This is a genomic window from Chryseobacterium jejuense (genome assembly GCF_017877355.1).
In the GTDB taxonomy this organism is placed as follows: Bacteria; Bacteroidota; Bacteroidia; order Flavobacteriales; family Weeksellaceae; genus Chryseobacterium; species Chryseobacterium jejuense_A.
This window is the reverse complement of sequence record NZ_JAGIPR010000007.1, coordinates 93,592-116,691: the sequence shown is the minus strand read 5'-3', so window position 1 is coordinate 116,691 and position 23,100 is coordinate 93,592. Positions and strand designations below refer to the sequence as shown.

19 protein-coding genes are annotated in these 23,100 nt (G+C 34.9%); 5 read left to right on the top strand and 14 right to left on the bottom strand.

The genetic code is table 11. The annotated features are described in order from the left end of the window. Positions 1-7 precede the first annotated feature (7 nt). From J2772_RS15590 to J2772_RS15545, 10 genes are all read right to left on the bottom strand, one after another. On the bottom strand, positions 8-832 hold the full coding sequence (locus J2772_RS15590; protein ID WP_209918268.1) for a polysaccharide biosynthesis/export family protein: 825 nt from the start codon (positions 830-832) through the stop codon (positions 8-10). A 38-nt stretch (positions 833-870) separates the two neighbouring features. Then, positions 871-2,817, bottom strand: coding sequence for a polysaccharide biosynthesis protein (locus J2772_RS15585; protein ID WP_209918266.1), 1,947 nt, complete (start codon positions 2,815-2,817; stop codon positions 871-873). 282 nt (positions 2,818-3,099) lie between these two features. Beyond that, on the bottom strand, positions 3,100-3,564 hold the full coding sequence (locus J2772_RS15580) for a regulatory protein RecX (protein WP_410494431.1): 465 nt from the start codon (positions 3,562-3,564) through the stop codon (positions 3,100-3,102). 52 nt (positions 3,565-3,616) lie between these two features. Then, positions 3,617-4,882 carry a serine hydroxymethyltransferase gene (gene glyA, locus J2772_RS15575; protein ID WP_209918262.1) on the bottom strand — a complete coding sequence of 422 codons (1,266 nt, stop codon included), beginning with the start codon at positions 4,880-4,882 and terminating at the stop codon, positions 3,617-3,619. 194 nt (positions 4,883-5,076) lie between these two features. Continuing rightward, positions 5,077-5,979 carry an NAD(P)/FAD-dependent oxidoreductase gene (locus J2772_RS15570; RefSeq protein ID WP_209918260.1) on the bottom strand — a complete coding sequence of 301 codons (903 nt, stop codon included), beginning with the start codon at positions 5,977-5,979 and terminating at the stop codon, positions 5,077-5,079. A 90-nt stretch (positions 5,980-6,069) separates the two neighbouring features. Then, positions 6,070-7,626: a glycosyltransferase family 39 protein gene (locus J2772_RS15565; protein WP_209918258.1), complete on the bottom strand. Its 1,557-nt coding sequence runs from the start codon at positions 7,624-7,626 to the stop codon at positions 6,070-6,072. A gap of 146 nt (positions 7,627-7,772) precedes the next feature. Further along, positions 7,773-8,984: an efflux RND transporter periplasmic adaptor subunit gene (locus J2772_RS15560; RefSeq protein WP_209918256.1), complete on the bottom strand. Its 1,212-nt coding sequence runs from the start codon at positions 8,982-8,984 to the stop codon at positions 7,773-7,775. 92 nt (positions 8,985-9,076) lie between these two features. Further along, entirely contained in the window at positions 9,077-10,348 is a 1,272-nt protein-coding gene (locus tag J2772_RS15555; protein ID WP_209918253.1) for an ABC transporter permease, read from the bottom strand. Positions 10,349-10,440: 92 nt separating this feature from the next. Further along, positions 10,441-11,673, bottom strand: coding sequence for an ABC transporter permease (locus tag J2772_RS15550; protein WP_209918251.1), 1,233 nt, complete (start codon positions 11,671-11,673; stop codon positions 10,441-10,443). Positions 11,674-11,758: 85 nt separating this feature from the next. Further along, positions 11,759-12,448 carry an ABC transporter ATP-binding protein gene (locus tag J2772_RS15545; protein WP_045500352.1) on the bottom strand — a complete coding sequence of 230 codons (690 nt, stop codon included), beginning with the start codon at positions 12,446-12,448 and terminating at the stop codon, positions 11,759-11,761. Between the two features lie 423 nt (positions 12,449-12,871). Between J2772_RS15545 and J2772_RS15540 the strand changes: the two genes are divergently transcribed. The 3 genes from J2772_RS15540 to J2772_RS15530 all read left to right on the top strand — a co-directional run bounded on the left by J2772_RS15540 (position 12,872) and on the right by J2772_RS15530 (position 15,955). After that, positions 12,872-13,846, top strand: coding sequence for a ribonucleotide-diphosphate reductase subunit beta (locus tag J2772_RS15540; protein ID WP_027374636.1), 975 nt, complete (start codon positions 12,872-12,874; stop codon positions 13,844-13,846). Between the two features lie 104 nt (positions 13,847-13,950). Then, positions 13,951-14,241 carry a hypothetical protein gene (locus J2772_RS15535; RefSeq protein ID WP_209918250.1) on the top strand — a complete coding sequence of 97 codons (291 nt, stop codon included), beginning with the start codon at positions 13,951-13,953 and terminating at the stop codon, positions 14,239-14,241. Between the two features lie 55 nt (positions 14,242-14,296). Further along, positions 14,297-15,955 carry a ribonucleoside-diphosphate reductase subunit alpha gene (locus J2772_RS15530; RefSeq protein ID WP_209918247.1) on the top strand — a complete coding sequence of 553 codons (1,659 nt, stop codon included), beginning with the start codon at positions 14,297-14,299 and terminating at the stop codon, positions 15,953-15,955. Positions 15,956-16,191: 236 nt separating this feature from the next. On the opposite strand, the gene J2772_RS15525 is transcribed toward J2772_RS15530, so the two are convergent. Next, on the bottom strand, positions 16,192-19,377 hold the full coding sequence (locus J2772_RS15525) for a TonB-dependent receptor (RefSeq protein WP_209918246.1): 3,186 nt from the start codon (positions 19,375-19,377) through the stop codon (positions 16,192-16,194). A gap of 206 nt (positions 19,378-19,583) precedes the next feature. On the opposite strand from J2772_RS15525, the gene J2772_RS15520 reads away from it, so the two are divergent. Together J2772_RS15520 and J2772_RS15515 are read left to right on the top strand one after the other, a co-directional pair. Continuing rightward, positions 19,584-20,474, top strand: a complete 891-nt coding sequence (locus J2772_RS15520) for a DUF72 domain-containing protein (RefSeq protein WP_209918244.1) — start codon at positions 19,584-19,586, stop codon at positions 20,472-20,474. 120 nt (positions 20,475-20,594) lie between these two features. Further along, positions 20,595-20,825, top strand: a complete 231-nt coding sequence (locus J2772_RS15515) for a hypothetical protein (protein WP_209918242.1) — start codon at positions 20,595-20,597, stop codon at positions 20,823-20,825. A 91-nt stretch (positions 20,826-20,916) separates the two neighbouring features. On the opposite strand, the gene J2772_RS15510 is transcribed toward J2772_RS15515, so the two are convergent. The 3 genes from J2772_RS15510 to J2772_RS15500 form a co-directional block, all read right to left on the bottom strand. Next, positions 20,917-21,441 carry a hypothetical protein gene (locus tag J2772_RS15510; protein ID WP_245365241.1) on the bottom strand — a complete coding sequence of 175 codons (525 nt, stop codon included), beginning with the start codon at positions 21,439-21,441 and terminating at the stop codon, positions 20,917-20,919. Between the two features lie 113 nt (positions 21,442-21,554). Next, positions 21,555-22,202: an HD domain-containing protein gene (locus J2772_RS15505; protein WP_209918237.1), complete on the bottom strand. Its 648-nt coding sequence runs from the start codon at positions 22,200-22,202 to the stop codon at positions 21,555-21,557. Beyond that, the gene (locus J2772_RS15500; protein WP_209918235.1) at positions 22,202-23,047 is read right to left on the bottom strand and encodes an alpha/beta fold hydrolase; all 846 of its coding nucleotides are present in this window, start codon (positions 23,045-23,047) and stop codon (positions 22,202-22,204) included. Before J2772_RS15500 ends, J2772_RS15505 begins: the two co-directional genes overlap by 1 nt. Between the last annotated feature and the right edge of the window lie 53 nt (positions 23,048-23,100).

Genomic DNA, 23,100 nt, shown 5'->3' with positions numbered 1-23,100 from the left:
CATCCTTTTATTTTTTACTAAATAAGCCTATAACAACAGCAATAGCTGTAACACCAATAGAAATAGCAGTCAGATAAAGCCCTGTGTTAGGGTTCTGTCTTGATGCAATTTCTTTTGCTTTAGTTGACTGAACAATAATGGCGTCCCCTTGTTTTAAGTTAAAAAACGGAGAGTTAATTAAGTTAGCATCCTGCAAATTAATTTTACCATGAGTAACAGTCCCATTTTCAGTTCTTATTACTAGCACATCTGTTCTTTTTCCATACCCGGTTAAATCACCAGCAAGTCCCAAAGCATTCAAAATAGTTGCCTGTCCGTTAGTAATGGTATAATCTCCTTGTCTATTAACCTCCCCAAGTACTGTGATTTTAAAGTTAGTAAGTCTTACGCTTACAGTTGGATTAATAACATATTGGCTTACTTTTTCTCTTAATTCATTTTTAACTTCAATAAGCGTTTTATCTGTTGTACTAATTGTACCAATAACCGGAAAATCTATATTGCCATTATTATCTACAATATAAGTAGGTCCTGATGATGTAGTCATTCCCTGATTAGGCATATTTCCTCCTGCTAGGACATTGTTAGTCTGAATCAACTCAGAGGAGGAATAATTCTGATTAAATGGCCTTACGACATCCATATCTTTAGCAGTAATAAGAATAACTAGTTGATCTCCTATTTGAACTGTATTACCTGAATTTTTTGCAGATGATTCAATGGCGACTTGTTCTATATTCTGCATATAGTTTAAATCATTCTTAACATTATCTTTAACCTTACATGATACTAATAAGAGTATAGAAAACAGTCCTAATATTCTACTTTTCATATTTTAAAATTGTACAAATATACATTTATATTTTTTTCCTATTTATCCAAAACCTCGTAGATGGAATTATTACTTATAAATTCCGGTACGATTAATTTAAGAATCTTAACCACTTCTACTTTTTCCTGCATTATTGAGGCTTCTGTTATTTGGTTTACCAAACGTTCTATTTCTGAAAACGACATTGTAGGATCTTTGGAAATCATAATTTTCTCATTATGTGTAGGAAGGGTTTTTGCATTGTCGCTTAACAGCTCTTCGTATAGTTTTTCTCCAGGTCTTAGTCCTGTATAAATAATCTTGATATCAATATTAGGTTCAAAACCTGATAGTTTTATCATTCTTCTTGCTAAATCGAGAATCTTAACCGGTTCTCCCATATCGAAAACGAAGATCTCCCCTCCATGCCCCATAGTTCCGGCCTGAAGAACAAGCTCACAAGCTTCCGGAATGGTCATAAAATATCTTACAATATCAGGGTGTGTAATGGTAACAGGTCCTCCTGCCTCAATCTGTTTTTTGAAGTGAGGAATAACGGATCCGTTTGAACCCAAAACATTTCCAAATCTTGTTGTAATGAATTTTGTTGTATTGCCTTCAGCATGTTGTAAAGACTGAACAAATAATTCAGCAGCTCTTTTAGAAGCTCCCATTACATTGGTAGGGTTTACTGCTTTATCCGTTGAAATCATTACAAATCGGTTGACATTGTAACGACTGGATAAAACCGCAATATTCTTTGATCCTAAAACATTTACACGAATTGCTTCGTTTGGATTATCTTCTACAAGAGGAACGTGCTTATAAGCTGCCGCATGGTATACCATTGAGAAGTTATAAGCCTGAAATAATGGCTCTACTCTATGAATATTAGACACATCAGCTAATACAAACTTGAATCTGATATGAGGAAATTTTTCCTTCATTTCAAGCTCAATATCATATAAAGGAGTTTCCGCCTGGTCTAAAACAACAATTAAAGATGGTGTAAACTGTGCAACCTGTCTTATGATTTCACTGCCAATAGATCCTGCACCACCTGTAACCAAAATATTTTTACCATGATGTCTGCTTTTAACCTCCTCATTTTCAATCTTAATTGGCTTTCTATTAAGTAAGTCTTCAATCTGAAGATTTCTAATAGATCCTCCCAAATCACTATCCCTTAATTTTTGTACTGAAGGGGCTTTAAATACATTAAGATCCTTTTCTAAGAATAGATTAACCCAGGAGTTCATCTCGTCCTTAGCCATCATTTCTTTTACAATAATGATTCCGTCAACAACAAGATCATCTTTTGTACTATTTTCAATTTTTTCTTTTGCATAGATTGGTTTGCCAAGAAGTGATGCTCTTTTTGAATCTGTTCTCTGCGTTAAAAATCCTACTACCTGATAGGGAAGATTTGGATTATCCAAGATAGCTCTTGCAATGGCAATAGACTGCTCATCAATTCCCAATACTAAAATTCTTTTCTTTAATGCACTTCTTCTATATTCTCTTACTATATGAAAAAACTCTTTTACATAAAGTCTGAAGAGAAATAATCCCATAAAAGAGATCACAAAATATAAAACCAGATAAGGAGTGAGAATAAATTTACCTCCTGTAATCCAAAAATATGCAATATTTATCGTGGCTACGACAAACATGGTACAAAAGCACGAAATAAGGAGTTTAAATAAATCTATAAAAGTAGAATGTCTGATAATCCCTGCGTAGGTTTTAAAAATATACATAAAAACAGTATTCACCAATATGATAAAAGCAAAAACAATACTTTTATCTTCATGATAAATAAATTCTTTTTGTGTAATTTTTTCTATAATATAGGTAGAAAGGAATAGAGATATAACTAGAATAATAATATCTATTACTAATATTATCCATCTAGGAAGATATCTTACGTCCGAGAGATTGACAACATTATCTCCTCCAAATATTTTTTTTCTGAGAGAATTTACATTGTCTATTTTTGTGTTCATATTTTTAGTTAGTGTAAGATCCAATTATCCACCAATGATAATTTCGATACAATCATGCAAAAATAAAATAAAATTTTATTTAGTTACTGAAATCAAAAATAAATTTGATGTTTAACTATTTTCTGAAATCATTAGAAGTCAGTTAATAGAGCAAAGGGTTGACAAAAATCATACCATAAAAATTCAGCAGGGGGTGATATTTACGAAGAATATTCTTTCATAAAAAACTATTTTCTTCTTTTTTCAGTTTAAAAAAGTTGATTTTTAAGATTTAATCAACATTCAGTCAAAAATATCATTTATTTTCTCATATTCAAAACCTCTGCTCATCAAATATTTTATAGTCTTTGCTTTTTTTTGATATTCCTGAAGCCCTTTTTGCTTAGAAAAATATTCTTCATAAATTCTCGTGATAGTTTTTATATAATCATCTTCATATATTTCATCAAAACACATATTAATTAGCTTTTCAGAGATTTGCTTCTGCTTAAGATTCATTCTGATTTTATTCCTGCCCCAATGTTTGATGTAAAATTTCCCTCTAATATAGCTTCTGGTAAACCTTTCTTCATTAAGATAATTTTCTTTCATGAGGTAAAGGATAATTTCTTCCTTTGCCTCATCAATCAGTAAAAACTCTCTCATTTTCTGCTCTACCTCGGCATGGCAACGATCCTGGTATACGCAATAGTTCACCAGTTTCAGTTTGATTTCATCAAAAGTAAAAGATTTTTTTTCCATATGAATAAAAAAAGAATGAGCTTCCGCCCATTCTTTATACTATATATTATAAGCTTTATTAGTAGTTAAATAATGCTTTACCTTCCATTAATTCATTCACGTTCTTTCTTACAGATGCAAGAACTTCTTCATTCTTGATATTATCTACTACTTCAGAAATTAATCCGGCAATAGTTTCCATATCATTTTCTTTCAATCCTCTTGTCGTAATAGCAGCCGTTCCTAATCTGATACCAGATGTTGTAAATGGAGACTTATCATCGAAAGGAACCATATTTTTATTACATGTAATATCGGCAAGTACCAATGCTTTTTCTGTTTCTTTACCGTTTACTCCTTTATTTCTAAGGTCTACCAACATTAAGTGATTATCTGTACCTCCACTCACGATATCAAATCCTCTGTCAGTCATCGCTTTTGATAACGCTTGAGCATTAGCCTTAACCTGTTTTGCATACGTTTCGAACTGACCATCCAAAGCTTCTCCGAAAGCAACCGCTTTACCAGCAATAACATGCTCTAGCGGACCTCCTTGGATTCCCGGGAATACAGCTCCATCCAATACCTGGCTCATCATTTTTATTTCTCCTTTTGGAGTTTTGTGACCATATGTATTTTCAAAATCTTTCCCCATCATAATCATTCCTCCTCTTGGACCTCTTAAAGTTTTGTGAGTAGTAGTGGTTACTACGTGGCAGTGTTCAAATGGTGAATTTAATAATCCTTTTGCTACTAGCCCTGCAGGGTGAGCGATATCAGCCCAAAGTGTTGCTCCGATTTCGTCTGCAATTTCTCTGTATTTAGCATAATCAAGATCTCTTGAATAAGCAGAGAATCCTGCGATCATCATTTTTGGTCTTTCTCTTAAAGCAACTTCTCTCATTTGGTTATAATCGATAAGACCAGTTTCTCTTTCTACTCCGTAAGAAACTACTTCATACTGAATTCCTGAGAAGTTCACTGCAGAACCGTGAGTAAGGTGCCCTCCCATTGAAAGGTCCATTCCCATAATTTTATCTCCTGGTTTCAAAACAGCAAGATAAATGGCTGCATTTGCCTGAGATCCGGAATGTGGCTGTACGTTTACATAGTCTACTCCGAAAAGTTCTTTTGCTCTGTTGATCGCTAAAGTTTCAACCTCATCTACAACTTCACATCCTCCGTAATATCTTTTCCCGGGATATCCTTCAGCATATTTATTTGTAAGTACACTTCCCATTGCTTTCATCACGTTTTCAGAAACAAAGTTTTCTGATGCGATAAGCTCTAATCCATGGGCCTGTCTTTGTCTTTCCTTTTCAATCAGGTCGAAAATAATATCCATTTTACTTTTAGTTTTTGAAATTTTTCACCCCAAATGTACGGAATTTTCGTTGAGATTTTGGCATCAAAAAATATGATTTTAGACCTGATATTTCATAAAAGCTTTAAAGTATTGTCTATTTATGAATTTTGTTTAACACCCCCCTGCAATAATTTTTAATGTTGCGTTTGATACCGATCAGTATTTCATACATCTTAAAACTTTTCTTCCGAGAATTCTTTATTAACCATCGCTCCTGCTAAATTACCTTGTGCCACTGCACTTGCTACAGATCGCATCATAGTTACATTATCGCCACAGGCAAAAACTCCGGGAACTGATGTTTTCTGCATGAAATCTACTTTGATAAATCCCTGATCTGTCAACTCACAACCTAAGTCTGAAACATCAAGATTCTGCTCAAAAGGTATCTTCGCATATAAAGCTTTTAAAACAATGGTTTTCCCATTTTTAAAGACAACTTTTTGAATCTGGCCATTTTCATGTTCAATGCTTTCTATCTCATCTTCATTAACACCAATTTCATGATCTTTCAATTTTTTTGTCTTTTCCTGAGTAAGACTGGATTTTCCATTGGTAAATAAGGTCAGTTTCTTGGTCATATTAAAAATCAGTTTTGAAAACTCAAAAGCCATATCACCGTTGGCTAGAATTCCCGTCACTTCATTTTTCACCTCATATCCGTGGCAGTACGGACAATGTAATACAGAAATTCCCCAACATTCAGCAAACCCCGGAATATCCGGCATAATGTCTTTTATTCCTGAAGCTAAAATAATTTTTTTCGCATAGAATCTTTCACCGGAAGATACTTCAGCTTTAAAGCCATCAACGTTCTTCATTAATTTTACAGCTCTTTCGTCAAAAAAATATACAGTTTTGTACTGCTCAACATCAGCTTTAGCAAGTTCTGCAATTTTTCTTGGAGTTTTACCATCATGGGTAATAAAATTGTACGAATGCGGAGTCTGCCTATTACAAGGTTTTCCTTCATTAATAATTAAAACATTTCTTAAAGATCTTCCTAAAGACATTCCAGCAGATAATCCTGCATAGCTTCCGCCGATAATAATCACATCAAAGTTTTTATTGTGCATAGTAATTTAATAATTGATGACGCAAAGTTAAAACAAAAAACACTATCGCAACTGTATTGCGATAGTGTTTTTTTATGTTCTTATTCGATTTTATTTATCGGTTTCTATATTTTCAATTTGTGCATTAGTGCTAGTCCTGCCTTTAACTGAAACAATTTCATCCCGAAGTCTCTTTCTGATGTCTATTGTAGCACCTTCAAAACTGAAAATTACAGTACCTTTTTCTCTGGCATATGGATTGGTAACAGAATCTGCCATTACAGCATGTTCAAAAAAAGCACCGGTCTCTTCAAGCTCATCTTCAGGACGGTTTTTAATTCTGATTAGATTCTTATATTTCTTGCTTAAATCAAACCAATTGATATAATCAGCATTGAATGACACCGCTTTTATACCTTTATTAGAGTAATAATTAATAGCTCCGGCCTGCCCATAATTATCACACAACACCAAAGTATTTCCGGTTTTTGATAATCTGGAATACTCTTTATCAACTTTCTGAGCAAGTTCTTTCCAGCCTAACATGTCTGCAAAATCCTGAGGTAAAGGATGATCTTTTCCATCTTCCCAACGCAAGAGCCCAAACTTCCTATAAGATTCAGAATTCTCTGCTATAGACTCAGGGCTTTTATTAGGAAATGCAAGATTATATATAGGCATAAACAAAAGTAAAGGATGTAAGATACAAACCGGCTTAAGAAACCTCTGCCATCCGTTTTTTAAAATATTCTCAAGATAAACTGATCCAAAACCAATATAGATAGGATAAATACCTATGGCGTAATAGTCTTTGGCTCTAAAAAAAATAAATAATGATATGGTGATAGCATATCCCCAGAAAAAAAAACGAAACTTTTCAAAAGACTTATAAAACAGTAAAGCATAAAATCCAAAAAGAATAACAAAAGTTACTCCAATGAAGAATAAAAACTGAGATTTCAGGAAATCAAATCTGTCAACATTAACCAATTGGATTTTGGAAAGTTCTTTCATGTGATGAATGACCGGAAAGCCATGATTATATTGCCATACAATATTGGGAAGAATAATCAGTAAAGCTAAAAATGTGGCTCCATATGTATGAGGGTTTGTGAAAATTTTTCTTTGTTTGGTTATTAAAAGTGCAGGAATAAATCCTAATGCAAGAAAAGCAATATTGTATTTATTCAAGACACCAATTCCGAAAATGATTCCCCCCCAATATAGCCATTTTGCTTTTTCGGTATTGACATATTTTATCAGGATATAGAAGAAAGAGGTCCATAAAAGGACGTCCAGTGAATTAGGCTGATACAGCATATTCAACCGAAGCAATGAGGAAAACAATAATCCCAAGGACGCAAGGACGCAAGCAAAAAGATTACCTTTTAATTCTTCAATTGCTTTCCAGACAACTACTATTGTCAATGCTCCGAATAAAGCAGGAAAAAACTTAACCCAAAATACAGAATCTCCAAGTATCTTTATTAGCCATGAAATCCATGAGCTTACAGGCGGAACAGAAAGATATCCCCAGGCAAGATGACTTCCCTGGTCAAGATGCAGGTATTCATCCCGCTGCAGATCATATTCCGGGCTTACTAAGGTATACTGAAGAACAAATTTTACAATGGTAAAAAGGATAAGAATCAGGACGTTTTTCTTCATGGCTATATTTTATAATTAAAAATAAGACATTTTAAGCTTCTGATTTATTACATGCTAAAATATAATAATACCTCCTGAACTTTAATAAAAAATCCCGAAGAATATATCTCCGGGATCTAACAGTTTAAAATGTATAGTGTAGTTTATTATTTGGCTTTCGCTTTTTCTTTCAACTCTTCTTTATCTTTATCTGATGGGTTCCAAACTTTCACTTCAGAATCTTTCGTAATATTGGATCCAGGAAGAACCTGAACATTAATTCCGTCGCTAGCTCCAAGTTTTAGGTATACTTTTTTAAATTTCCCATCTGCTTGCTTTACTTCTACAAAAGGAACATCTTTCCCTTGCTTCTTTTCATACTGAACTAAAGATTCATCAAGTAATAAAGCATTTTTCTGAGAGCTTAATACGATTTCCCCGTTCGCAGAGAAACCAGCTCTGATATATTCGTTGTTAGGATTTTCTACGTTTCCTTCTACCGGGAACTTGATGGTTCCTGCATTATCTTTTCCTTTTGGAGCAATCATCGTCAGTTTACCCGGGAAGGTTTTATTCTGTAATGCACCGATTACAATATTCATATCCATCCCTTGCTTCAATTTTCCTGCCTGAGCTTCATCAATTTCTCCTTTGAAGATCAGAGAGTTCAGGTCTGCTACTGAACAAATGGTTGTTCCTGCGTTAAAATTGTTCGCTTCAATCACCTGGCTTCCCAGTTTTACAGGAACTTCAAGAACGGTTCCCGAAGCTTTGGAACGAATTTGTGTGGTTGCCAAACCTTGACCCTGAAGTTCAGGAGTAGCTCCGGTTTTAGCAATCTGTAGTCTTTTTTGTGCTGTATTCAACTGCTGCTGAGCATTTTTAAGCGTCTGCTGCTGAGAGAATAGCTGCTGCTGGGAATTAAGAAACTCCTGTCTGGAAGCTACCCCTTGTTTATACAGCTTATCCTGCATTTCAAACTGCTTCTGCATATTTCCCACATTCATCTGTGCATTACTGATCTGAATCTGTGCATTCTGAACTTCCTGCTGAGCAGCATTTACTTCAGAGATACTTGGTACAATTTTCACAGTAGCAATAAGCTGACCTACTTCTACCCTGTCTCCTTCCTTCACTAAAATTTTATCGATGATCCCTGTAATGTTGGGTTTAATTTCAATTTCTTCCTTTGGAACAATTTTTCCGGTGGCCATTACCTTATCATCCATATTCTGAATGTTAGGTTTGCGGGTAAGGAAAGCCTCGCTTTCTTTGGAGTTTGATTTTACAAGATAACCAATCCCGGAGAACAATGCCACTGCAAATAAAAGCCCCAACACTATATAAATGGCTTTTTTCCAAGTGAATTTCTTTTTCATATGTATAGTTTATTTTTTATTAAAAGTTTTGAATGAATTAAAAATTAAAAGATGACTCTCTTCTATTTTCAAATTATTTTATTTTCAAATTATTATTCTGTTCTTAATGCTTCAATTGGTCTAATTTTCACCGCTCTCTGCGCAGGGATCATTCCAATAATTAATCCTAATATGACCATTACTGCCATGGCTGCAAATACATTTCCGTAGTTTACTGTTGGATTATAAAAAGGAAACGAGTCCTGCCCCTGGGTAGCCATATTTAAAATCATAAGCACAAAGATTCCAAACATAAATCCCAGCAACCCGGAAGAGAGTGTAATCACAACACTTTCCAGCAAGATCTGGTTTCTTACCTCAGCAGGTTTTGCTCCCAATGCTCTTCTGATCCCTATTTCTTTAGTTCTTTCTTTTACGGTAATCAAAAGAATATTTGAAATAGCAATAACTCCAGCCAAAATCGTCAATGTTCCAACAATAATAGTTAAAAGCTGCATCCCGGTAAGGAAACCTGTTAGTTTTTTAAACTCTTTTCCTAAATTGAAACTTCCAAAGGCATTGGTATCTTCTGGAGAAATTTTATTTTTTGCCTTTAATACCTGTTTTACTTCTTCTTCAACACCATTAACGTTAGCATTAGGCTTGCTTACAATAGCAAACAGGTCAATCTGTTCTCCGGCATTATACATTTTAGTGTAAGTGGATAGTGGAATAAAGGCTGTTTGATCATTCTCAAAACCACCCCCTTTCTTTACTCTGAAAACACCAATTACATTGAAAAATATTCCTTTTATATTAATAGACTGCCCTATCGGATTTTCTTTTTTCTTGGAATCAAAAAGGTTTTTATAGATTTCTTCTCCTATAACCACTACATTTTTATTTCCAGAAACGTCCGCATCATTGAGATAACGTCCGTAAATAAGTTTCTTTTCTGAAATTTTATTTCCTACTGCATAATCTCCTGTAAGAGAATAGGTAGCACTTTTCCCATTTCTTGATACAGATTCTCCGGGTGTTCCGGTAAAGCTTCCCCTTGCATTCTGAGGTGATATATAATCTACATCAATTATTTTTCTTTTGAGCATTTCCATATCGGACAGGTTCAAATGAACTTCTCTTCCTTTAGGAAAACCTTCGTAGGGAATAGATGTCTTCTGTGCCCACAGGAAAATAGAGTTGGTAGCAAATCCTGAAAACAGTTTATCAAAACCATTCTCCATACCTTTTGCTGCCCCAAGAAGGCTTACATACAAAAACATGCCCCATCCTACTCCAATCATGGTAAGAAATGTGCGGAGTTTATTATTCCTCAATGAATAATAAATTTCCTGCCAAGTATCTTTTTTAAATATGATATTCACCTTTTTGAATTATAAATTATTAATAGTCGAAAAGAGTAAATCAACAAATTGTTATCATTACTGCATTTCCAAATTATCTTCTTTTCAAATGATTATTCCGTTCTTAATGCTTCAATCGGCTTAATTCTCGAAGCTCTGTATGCCGGAACAAATCCTGCAATCAATCCGGAAAAAACCAATGCAATAAATGCCATAAAGATTGATCCCCATCCTACACTTGGATTTTTAATGAAAAACTCTTCAAGGCTATCACCTATCAGACTTAATGTTAAAACTCCGACTCCTATTCCCACAAATCCGGAAATTACTGTAATCACAACACTTTCCTGAACGATCAATGCTACAATTCCTGCCGGTTTGGCTCCAATGGCTTTTCGTACCCCGATTTCTTTGGTTCTTTCTTTTACGATATACACCATGATATTACTGATCCCGATAATCCCTGCTAATAATGTTCCCAATCCAATGAACCCTACAATTGCAGTAAGAACTGCCATAAAGACGAAGGTATCATTCATGTTTTTGGCATTATTCCAGACACGGACTCCATTTTCATCATCTGGAGACACACTCTTTCTTGCTTTCAGTTTATCTCTAAGTTCATCTCCATATTTAATGGCATCCTGAGGGTTAAGTAATTTATCATTATAGGCGATATAAACCGTATTTACTGTATCCGAACCTTTTTTCATCTGTTGTAAAGTGGTAATCGGAACTGTAATATGTCTTTCATCCCGGTCTCCACCATCATCGGAAAACACTCCTACCACTTTAAACATTGTTCCGTTAATATCCAGTTCTTTGCCTATGGAACCACCATTTTTAATAAGGTCTCTCTGAACCATTCTTCCGATAACGGCTACATTCTGTTTTCTTGCTAAGTCAAAGGAATTAATGTAACGTCCTTCAACAAGGTTTCTATTTTCAATAACCTGTTCTCCCGGCTCGGCACCATGAACCTGATACAAACCGCTTTCCTTTCCATATTTCACCATTAAATTGGTTGCATATCTTGGACTGGCTGCTCCTACTTTTTCCTTATCTGTATTCACAAGGAAATCGTAGTCGTCATTATTCATGCTTACACTTCTATCAGACTGTAATCCTTTATAAGCTAAGGTTGTTTTTCCTGTATAAATGGTAATCAGGTTTTTGGCATCACCTGCAAACCCTTCCGAGAAAGCATTCTGAAGCCCTTGTCCTATTCCAAAAAGTACAATGAAAATAAACAGTCCTAAAGCTACCGTAAATCCCGAAAGCACCGTCCGAAGTACATTACTACGGATAGAGCTGAATATTTCCTGCCAACGATCTAGGTCAAACATTTTTATTAATATTAAAAGATTGAAAAATTAAAAGAATAACATCATTCAATTTTCAAATTATCTCATTTTCAAATTCTCAAATTGCTTAAAGCACAATCTGCTTAATAAACTCATCACTTTCAATAATACCATCCTTCAGTATAACATTTCTCTTCGTTTGTGCTGCTACATCCGGTTCGTGGGTTACTACAATGATTGTTTTTCCTTCATTGTTAATATCCTGAAGAAGCTTCATAATATCATGAGTGGTCTTTGAATCCAATGCTCCGGTAGGCTCATCCGCCAATACTACTTTCGGATTGGTGATCAAAGCTCTTGCAATGGCTACCCTTTGCTTCTGTCCCCCTGAAAGTTCGTTAGGAAGATGATCTGCCCATTGTGCAAGACCTACTTTTTCCAAATATTCCAAAGCCTTTTGATTACGCTCTTTTCTTGGTACATTTTGATAGTACAATGGAAGAGCTACATTTTCAAGAGCGGTTTTATAACTGATAAGATTAAAAGACTGGAAAATAAATCCTAAAAATTTACTTCTGTATTCTGCAGCTTTTACTTCTGATAAATGCTCAATAGGAACGCCATCCAATTCATAGGTACCTGAATCTTTTTCATCCAGAATACCAATAATATTAAGAAGGGTAGATTTTCCGGAACCGGAACTTCCCATAATGGAAACAAACTCTCCTTCTGAAATATTCAGATTGATTCCCTTCAAAACATGAAGCTTGCTTTTTCCTGTATCGTATGATTTATGTAAATCCTGAATTACTAACATTAAGTGATGTATGTTTTATACCCAATAAGTAGATGATATTTTCAATTTGTTACAAGAATGAAAATTTATTCAAATTTTTTTTTGTTTAATATCTTAAACCTTTATTTAAAGTGATTTGTCAATTTTTGTTTAACTGTAACTTGAGTTTTCCATGCATTTATCCCCTATATAGCCCTCTAGCCTATTATTTGTGCCTGTTTCATGTAAATGTGGAAAACTTTTACAGCTAAAAGTCAGCCTATTAGTATTTACCTCTTTCAAAATCAGTTCTTTTTTTCGAACTTTGTAAATAGATTTTGCTCAGAAAAGAAAACTTTCAATGTGAATAACTTAAATTCACAACCATCACAAAAACAAAAAGTTATACACATTCTGAACATTTTCCACAGAGATCTGAATTATTTAATTATAAAGATATTTAATATGGGAATTTTTGATAAGAGAGTAAGCTATAAGCCATTTGAATACCCAGAGGTTCTGCAATTTGTAGAAGCCATCAACAAATCATTCTGGGTACATTCGGAAGTGGACTTTACTGCAGATGTACAAGATTTTCATTCGCAGTTGGAGCCACATGAAAAAAATGCTGTGAAAAATGCGCTTTTAGCCATTGCACAGATTGAAGTGTCTGTAAAGACATTCTGGGGGAATTTATACAACCACCTTCCGAAACCTGAATTCAATGGATTAGGATCTACTTTTGCAGAATGCGAGTTCCGTCATTCTGAAGCATATTCCCGTTTATTGGAAGTATTAGGATATAATGACGAATTCCTTAATGTAATTGAGATTCCAGCTGTAAAAGGGAGAATTGAGTTCCTTGGAAATGCCTTAAAACATGCCAACTCTGCTACTCCTAAAGAATATGTTTCTGCACTATTGTTATTCAGTATCTTAGTAGAAAACGTTTCTCTTTTCTCTCAATTTGCCATCATCCTTTCTTTCACAAGATTCAAGGGATTCATGAAAAATGTTTCCAATATCATCGCATGGACTTCTGTAGATGAGCAAATTCACGCTAATGCAGGAATCTACCTGATCAACAAAATCCGTGAAGAACAACCAGATCTATTAACAGACAGCGATATTGAAGACATCTATACGCTTGTAGATGAATCTATCGCAAGAGAAGGAGATATTCTTAGTTGGATCTTTGAACTAGGTGAAATTGATAACGTATCTAAAGAAGATCTATTGAACTTCATGAAGTATCGTGTAGATGACAGTTTGAAGAAAATCAACATGAAAACAAGATACAACATCACTCCGGAACAATACAGACCAATGGTATGGTTTGAAGAGGAAGTTTTCGCAAATTCACTAGATGATTTCTTTGCAAAAAGACCTGTAGATTACACGAAACACGATAAGAGTATTACAGCAAACGACTTGTTCTAATATAAAGGCGCGAGCGAAGCGAGCGTCAAAGCAGAAAGTATTAGGATTAATAATTTCTCATACTTCAAAACAGAACAACAGTTAACTTAATAAGCACAAATAATATGATTAATGTAATGGTAAGCTATACCGTAAAACCTGAATTTGTTCCTGCCAATAAGGCCAATATTCAAAAGTTCCTTGAAGATTTTAAAAATTTAGATCAGTCAACATTTGAATATAAGGTTTTTGTAAAGGAGGATGGCGTTACTTTTCTACATTATTCAAACTACATTAATGAAGATGTTCAGCATGAAGTTTTGAATATTCCGTCTTTTAAGGAATTTCAAAGGTTGAGAGATGAAAGCGGGCTGAATGACTCTCACAAAGTAGAATTTTTACAATCAATAATATAAAAAAACAAAATTCCGGAGCGGGAATTTCATTCTGGAATTCGAAAATATAACATCTATGGAAGAGCAAAATTCAAATATATGGTGGCTCAACGAAGAGTCTGAGCAGATGCTGAACAGAGGATATCTGTTGAAAGGTGAAACGGTAGACGGAGCTATCGACAGAATTACCACTGCTGCTGCAAAAAGGTTATACAAACCGGAACTTCAAGCAGCATTCAAAGAAATGATTACAAAAGGATGGATCAGCTTCTCCTCTCCTGTATGGGCTAATATGGGAACAGAAAGAGGTCTTCCAATCTCTTGTTTTAACGCTCACATTCCGGACAGCATTGAAGGAATTACTCATAAAATGGGTGAAGTTATCATGCAGACAAAAATCGGAGGGGGAACTTCAGGATATTTTGGAGAACTGAGAAACAGAGGAACAGCTGTTACTGATAACGGAAAGTCTTCAGGAGCTGTTTCATTCATGAAGCTTTTTGACACAGCTATGGATGTTGTTTCCCAAGGAGGAGTAAGAAGAGGTGCTTTTGCTGCTTACTTAGATATTGACCACGGAGATATTGAAGAGTTTTTATCCATTAAAGATATTGGTAGCCCAATTCAGAACCTATTTACCGGAGTATGTGTACCAGATTACTGGATGCAGGATATGATAGACGGTGATATGGAGAAACGTAAAGTTTGGGCAAGAGTATTAGAAAGCCGCCAGCAAAAAGGTCTTCCTTATATTTTCTTCACAGACAACGTAAACAGAAACAAACCACAGGTATATAAAGACCTTGGAATGACGGTAAACGCAAGTAACCTTTGTTCTGAGATCATGCTGCCTTCTACTATGGAGGAATCATTCATCTGCTGTCTGTCTTCTATGAACCTTGAATTATACGATGAGTGGAAAGATACAGATGCTGTTAAATTAGCCGTATATTTCCTGGATGCTGTTTTATCTGAATTCATCGATAAAACTGAAGGAAACTACTACTTACAAGGAGCAAGAAACTTCGCAATGCGTCACAGAGCTCTTGGATTAGGAGTTTTAGGATACCATTCTTACCTACAAAAAAATATGATCCCGTTTGAAAGTTTTGAAGCGACTCAGTTTAACGCAAGAGCATTCAGACATATTAAAGATCAGGCTGAACAGGCTTCAAGAGAACTTGCCAACATCTATGGAGAACCGGAAGTATTGAAAGGATACGGATTAAGAAATACCACCACAATGGCTATTGCTCCTACCACTTCAAGTTCTGCAATTTTAGGACAAACTTCTCCTGGAATTGAACCTTTTTCTTCTAACTATTATAAAGCAGGTTTGGCTAAAGGAAACTTTATGCGTAAGAACAAATACCTGGCAAAACTATTGAAAGAAAAAGGATTGGATAACGAGGAAACATGGAGAACCATCATGTTGAATCACGGTTCTGTACAACACCTGAATGAGCTTACTCCTGAAGAAAAGGCAGTATTCAAAACATTCAAGGAAATCTCTCCAATGGAGATCATTTCTCAGGCTGCCCAAAGACAGCAATATATTGACCAGGCACAGTCTCTGAACCTTCAGATTCCATCTACAATGCCTGTAAAAGATGTAAACTATCTGTATATCGAAGCTTGGAAAAAAGGAGTAAAAACTCTTTATTACCAAAGAAGTTCTTCCGTTTCAAAAGAAATGATGGTGAACTTTGTTTCATGCTCAAGCTGCGAGGCATAAGATCAAATAATAAACACGCTATATTAGCAGAAGCACGCCGGATGGCGTGCTTTTTTATTTGTGATAATGTTCAATCCTAAAATAAGTTTTAGCTAAAGCCATTGAATATATTTGTAATTATCTTCTTAAATAATGAGAATTTTTTCCCATCACTTATTGCTCATCATTCATTACTCATAAAAAAGGCCCGGAAAGAAAATCCGAACCTTTGAAAGAAGTATTTGTAAAAAGAAGTATTAAAAATTATATCTTACACCCAGTTGTGCCTGGAATCTTGATGCAAACTGATCGATGGTATAAGCAGATCCCGGTGTTTTAAAGTTATAAGTAGGATCTCCTGCTGACAGTTGCCCCGTTGCAATATTTCCTGCCTTGGTAAGCCCTACACTTGCCGTAGAGTTGAACGTGTTAGGCACAAAGTACACCTTACCCCAGTCTTTGTTCAGTAAATTGGTGAAATTGATGATACTTAATGAAATCTGAATATTATTCTTAGATTTTTCACTCAGTCTGATCTCATCCATAATTCTGATATCTGCCTGAACATTCCAAGGTGTTGTATCTCCATTTCTTTCCGTAAACTTTCCTCTTCTGGATTTCAGATAATCATTGTTATTAACGAAGTTTTCATAATCCGCAACCTGTTGTTGAGCACTTACCAGTACATTTCCTGATCCATCTTTTATAGGAACAATATATTTTGCAGCTTCACCAGCATCTTTAAAGATATAAGCAAGACCAGCTGCCTGTCCTGTATTGGCAATCGTACTGTTTACAAATCCCCATGAGAAAGGATTTCCTGATTGTGCGTTAAAATACACATTGGTATATAATCTGTTAGATTTGGAAATATTAAATGCATATCCCAAATTGGCCACAATTCTATTTTTGATTGCAAAATTGGAAGTTGTTAGCTGAGCATCATTTGGCGTCAAAGACTGGTTCATCTGCCAGTTACTTTCCATAGAGTTTCTGATACCATTCGTAATATCCTTAGCATCACCATAAGTATAAGCTGCAAAGAAATTAAATCCGAAATTATATGATTTTGAAATCTGAGCTGTCAGGTTGTAACGATACCCTTCTTTTGTATTGGATAGTAGATAAGCATTAGAGAAGTTACTATTAATATTCGTTGTGTAGATCGGCATTTCGTGATTCACATCATAGCTGTAGTACGTCACATTATCTGTTTTATTCACCTGTTGGAATTTCAGATCATAAAGTACTTTCGTATAAATTCCTTCCAGTGTCAGTTTATATCCGGCAAGCGTATAATCAAATGCCAGGGAACTTCTCCAGACTCTTGGCATCTTAAAGTTATTATCAATAAGGTCAACCTGTACTTTAGATGAATTCTGCCATTTCGGGAAATTAGCTCCTATTAGAGGGTCTCCATTAGTTGCAATCTGTGTCGCTGTTGGCGCATTATAATCATAGCTTCCAAAGCCAACGCCATCATTATAATAAGCATACCCTAACCATGCAAACGGAATTCTTCCCACGAAAATACCGGAACCTCCTCTTAACACCATAGATCTGTCTTCCGTAACATCAATGGTAAATCCTAATCTTGGTGATAAAGTAGGTTTATTAAGATAACTATTGGTTAACTGGCTTAATGGAGTATAGTTGTAAGTATTTCCGAAATAAGGATCCTGAGGAGAGTTATTAACCGTCGGACTTAATTGTGGCTTATTAGGTAAATCTGTATAATCAACTCTAATTCCCGGTGAAAGTCTCACTCTCCCCCAATTGATCTCATCCTGCAGATATAATGAAAGAAGATTTACTTTATATTGGGCATAAGGATTGTCGAAAAGGTCTTGTCTGCTGTTTCCGCCAAAAGGATAAGTTCCTCTTACCCTTGCAGGAGTCCCGTTATAAAAATCATTTAACGATTTATAAGATATTCTTCCATTCAAAGCATTTACAAAACCATAATTGATATTGTATAGCTCATTGTGAGTTCCTAATAAGAAAGTATGATTTCCTGTTTTATAAGTAAGGTTATCCGTAATTTCAAAAGTTTTCTGCTTCATATTGAAAACAGTAGCTTCCCTATCATTCCCGAACAGAATAGTTCCACCATTATGAGTAATTTCCACCTGTGGGAACATAGCATTGCTGGAAGTAGGATCTCTGTAATCATGAATAGAAGAATATCCAACTACTAAATTATTATTCCATTTATCATTAAAACGGCTCTTCAACTCAAGAGTGGTAGTGGATGCAGTATTTTTCTGAACAAAATCCATACTGGAAAATCTAAAGTTGGCTCCATCTCTTTCAAGATTGGAAGCTTGTGAAAACACTGTATTATTTTTGATGGATAAAGTATGCTTATCATTGATCTTCCAGTCCAACTTGTTGAAAAGTTTAGCACTTTCAGAAAAGTTATTATATCCATTGAAACTTCCTATATCAAATCCGTATTTCTTTTGAACAAAGTCTGAAAGTTTCTGAGCCACCGATTCATCTATCAATGCATTAGGATCATTCGCATTATAAAATATAGGATCTACCCTTTTGGTATATTCAAGATTGGTAAATAAAAATACTTTATCTCTCACTACAGGCAGCCCTACTCTTCCTCCATAAATAAAATCGGAAAAATCACTTGGCATTTTGGAATTATCCCCTACCCTGTTTCTTCCTGTTATAGCAGCATTTCTTCCATATACATACATGGAACCTGTAACATCATTACTACCACTTCTGGTTACGGCATTGATACTTCCCCCAAGGAAATTTCCAAGTTTCACGTCATAAGGAGCAATATAGACCTGTACATCCTGAATAGCATCCAAGCTTATCGAATTGGAACGCGTACTGCTTCCAGGCATTCCAGAAGTTCCCGTCTGTCCACCCAATGAAGGACTGAACCCAATGGCATCATTATTAATTGAACCATCAATAGTAACGTTGTTATAACGGAAATTCGTTCCATTGAAAGAGTTATTGGCACTTTGCGGAATTAGCTTGGTTACATCCTGAATCCCCCGGTTAATATTAGGGAGTCCTGAAATCTGAGCCTGGTTGATTCCCACTCCATATTTTACGTTGGTCTTTTTTGAAGTGATCTTCACCTCGTCAATTGTCTTTTCCTTATTGCCAACATCTACTACAGGCAGGTCATTATTTCCTAAAGAAAGCTGCAGATTGGAATTCTCGTAAATAACCTGTGAACCGTCAGATATCTCAATTTTATAAGGACCTCCCGGCTGAAGATTGTCCAAGCTAAACTGTCCTTTGCTGTTACTCTTAGTTTCAAAAGTACTATTGGTAGGAATATGTACTACCTTCACTGTAACTTCGGAAGAAATACCTTTTAATCTTCCAAAAATTTTAGAGCTGGTTTCCTGTGAAAATGCAAACCCAAAAGATAATAAAGCAAAAGCACAGATCAATTTTTTCTTCATATTTTTATTGCTACAAAACTTACTGTAAAATTATACCGACTCAATATGAAGTATGGTAACATAGAATTAACATTACATAACATGAAGTTTAATATTTCCTTAAAAAAAACTTAATGTACATCACAAATTTCATCCTCGATTTTATATCGTTTCTATGAAAATTACAGCAAAAAAATGATTAATTTTAAACATTAAAACCGCTTAATATGAAATTCGGACAAGTAGAAGACCCTTCAAAAATAGACTTCACCCTTCCCAAAGATCACTCGAGAACCAAAGAAATTTTAAGTCTTAATAAAAAAGGACTGGAAAACATTTCTATCGGGTGTGCCAAATGGAATAAAACAGACCTTAAAGGATTTTATCCCAAAGGAACCAAGGATGAGCTAACATATTATGCCACTCAATTTAATTCCATTGAATTAAATGCCACATTTTATGGAATGCCCACGCCGGATCAGGTAAAAACATGGAAGGAGAAAACTCCGGAAAATTTCAAATTTTTCCCTAAGATCACCAATACTGTTTCTCATTTCAGAAGACTTATTGATGTTACAGAACCGGTTACCCATTTTGCTTCAGCAGTCATTAATTTTGATAAAAAACTGGGAATGGCCTTTCTTCAGCTTCACGATAACTTTAAACCCAAAGATTATGACAGACTGGAAAAATTCGTAAAAGAATGGCCCAAGGAAGTTCCTCTTGCCATAGAATTAAGAAATACGGAATGGTTTACCGATGAGGAAATTCTGAATACCACCTGTGAACTTTTTGAAGCCCATAATATCACAAACATCATTGTAGATACTGCCGGGAGAAGAGATATGCTTCATATGCGCCTTACCACTCCTAACGCGTTTATCCGCTATGTTGGAGCCAATGCAGAAAGTGATTATGAAAGACTGGATGATTGGTTAAAACATCTTACCCAATGGAAAAAAGATGGTCTTCAGAATCTGTATTTCTTCGTTCACCAGAATATTGAAAAAGCTTCTCCACTTCTTTCCTCTTATTTCATCAAAAAAATGAATGAAGAATGGAAGACCAACATCCATATTCCCCAAATGGCCACTGAAAGTACAGGAACCTTATTTTAAATAGACTAATTTTAATTAACAGCACGAATTACAATAAAAGCCTTTTCATAACGGAAAATTTTATACATTAGAGTAATACCCTATTTATCTTGAAAAAGGTATACTAAAAAAATAAATGTCATGAAAAAGGAAATTTGTACAATCAGTGTCTCCAGCAATTCGCTTGGAGATGAATATACCTTCTATGAAGACCATACTATAAAAAGAGTATATGACAATCATAGCCTGAACTCCAACAAAACAGAATGGCTGGAACCTCATCAGATCAGTAAACAAAATAAGGATAAATTAATAAGAGCATGTCCTGAAGAATTTAAGGAACAGATTATGCACCTTCTGGATTATCCTTAATAAAAAAACTCTCGCAGATTTCACAAATACAACAGATTGGTATCATACAATCATCTGCCGGAACAGTAAAATCTGCGAGAGAATATATAATTTAGTTCTTATTATTTTTCTTAAGAAGTAATACCAGGTTAAGAAATAAAAGCAGAAAATCCAACGTAATCCAGATTCCCAGCTTTGTGTTTTCATAATTGTAGGCATCTATCTGTTTTTTAGCTGCATCAGACAGTTTCATACTTTGGTTGATATAATTCTGCACTTCCACAATCTGATCTATATTCTTATTAGGAACAGAATGCTGTGAAAAATAAACCAGATTCTTCTTTCCGAGATACCCTACAATCCAATACTCATCAGACTTGTCCATTTTCAGGTATTCCACTCTGTAATATTCAGGACGTATTTTCCCGACATGTTTAGGTTCAAGTTTAGTAGTATTATCAATTTTATTAACATTGATAAGATAAAAATCCAATGCTTGAGGAAGTTTATTGATGACCTGTAGCCCTACAGAGTTATCCACAAACGCCACAGCACTTTTCTTTATAAACCAATAGGTAAAAATTGAGATGGAAGAAACCACTGTTACAATACGGAACAGTCTTGCCCATTTCGCCATTCTTCCCGATTTTATTTTATATAAAACCAGAGAAAATATACACGCCCAAAAGATAACAAGAATGAAAAATACCATATTGCAAAGATACTGATTTCAGATTTTTTGAGAGCATGTTAGTCTACATTCCACTCTTTATAAAACTGATCTAAGAAATTCAGCATATAATCATGCCTTTCCTGTGCCATTTTTTTTCCGTGCTCTGTATTCATCAAATCCTTTAGAAGTAATAATTTTTCATAAAAATGATTGATGGTTGTCCCGTTAGATTTTTTGTATTGTTCTTTAGACATATTTAAATCAGGCTGAACATTGGGATCATACATTGGATTATTTTTAAACCCTCCAAAGTTAAACGTTCTGGCAATTCCTATCGCTCCAATAGCGTCGATACGGTCAGCATCCTGTACAATTTTCAGTTCAATAGACGGATTAGCAGGTGCCTGGCCTCTGTTTTTAAATGAAATATTTTCGATCACAAATAAAACCTTTGCAATGGTTTCATTGGGAACATTTTGACTTTCTAGAAATTCTCTGGATATTTTTGGAGCTATTGTCTCATCTCCGTTATGAAATTTAGGATCTGCAATATCATGCAATAATGCAGACAATTCTACCACATCCTGGTCACAATCTTTTTCTGTTTCAGCTATTTTTTTAGCCAGCTTCCACACTCTTTCAATATGGAACCAGTCATGTCCTGCTTCAGCTCCTTCCAGTTTTTCTTTTACAAATTCTACGGTGTTGTTAATCGTACTTTCCATTAATAATCTATCAGTTCATTTAAAATAATATCCCAGAGCTTGTGATTGTAATTTCTAAAAAAATTAACATGTCCGATTTCTTTTTTTTCAGACTCTGTAGTTTTTACCAGTCTGTAAGTTGGTTTAAGGTTAGGATATGTGTTGTTTAAAAGACTCAGAACTCCTTTTTCTGTTAACCATACATCATCTTCTGCACGAACAACAAATACTTTCTGTGTTAAATTTTTAGAATAATCATCAATCTTCTCCAACAGTCTGTTGGTTGATTTTTTGTTTAAAATTAAGGTTCTCCAGTCATATGCACAATTTTTTGGAAGACTTTCTCCAAGTCCAAACCAATTTGCAGGAAAGTATCCTAGCAATGAAGTGGTTAATGGCTGTACAATTCCAAATCCGAGATACGCTTCAATCTTTGTTTTCAGTCTGAGATTTCCTACAAAAGCATTCTGAGTTCCTACGAATATCAATTCTTCAAACATTTCGGAGTCTTTATTCATTCCTAAAATCAAAGCACCTACGGAATGTCCCAGGCATAATTTTCTGTACTCAGGAAAATGATTTTTAATGTACGTTGTTACAGCTTTAAAATCTTTGGAGCCCCAGATTCTCATAGATCCATGAAAACCTTTCATATTTTCTGGTTTAGACAACCCTATTCCTCTGTAGTCATATGTAATCACAGTAAATCCTTGCTCCGAAAAGTATTTGGCAAAAGAAAAATATACCTGTTGCTTAACGCCCGTTGCCGAGTTAATGAGCAATAATTTCCCATTATTTTTTTCTGGCTGAAAAAGATGAGCAGCCAGGAAAGCATGGTCTTCTGTGGTAAGTATTAGTTTTTCCATAGGATAAAAAGAAAAAATCCACTATAAAAGTGGACATTTTCAGTATATAATAA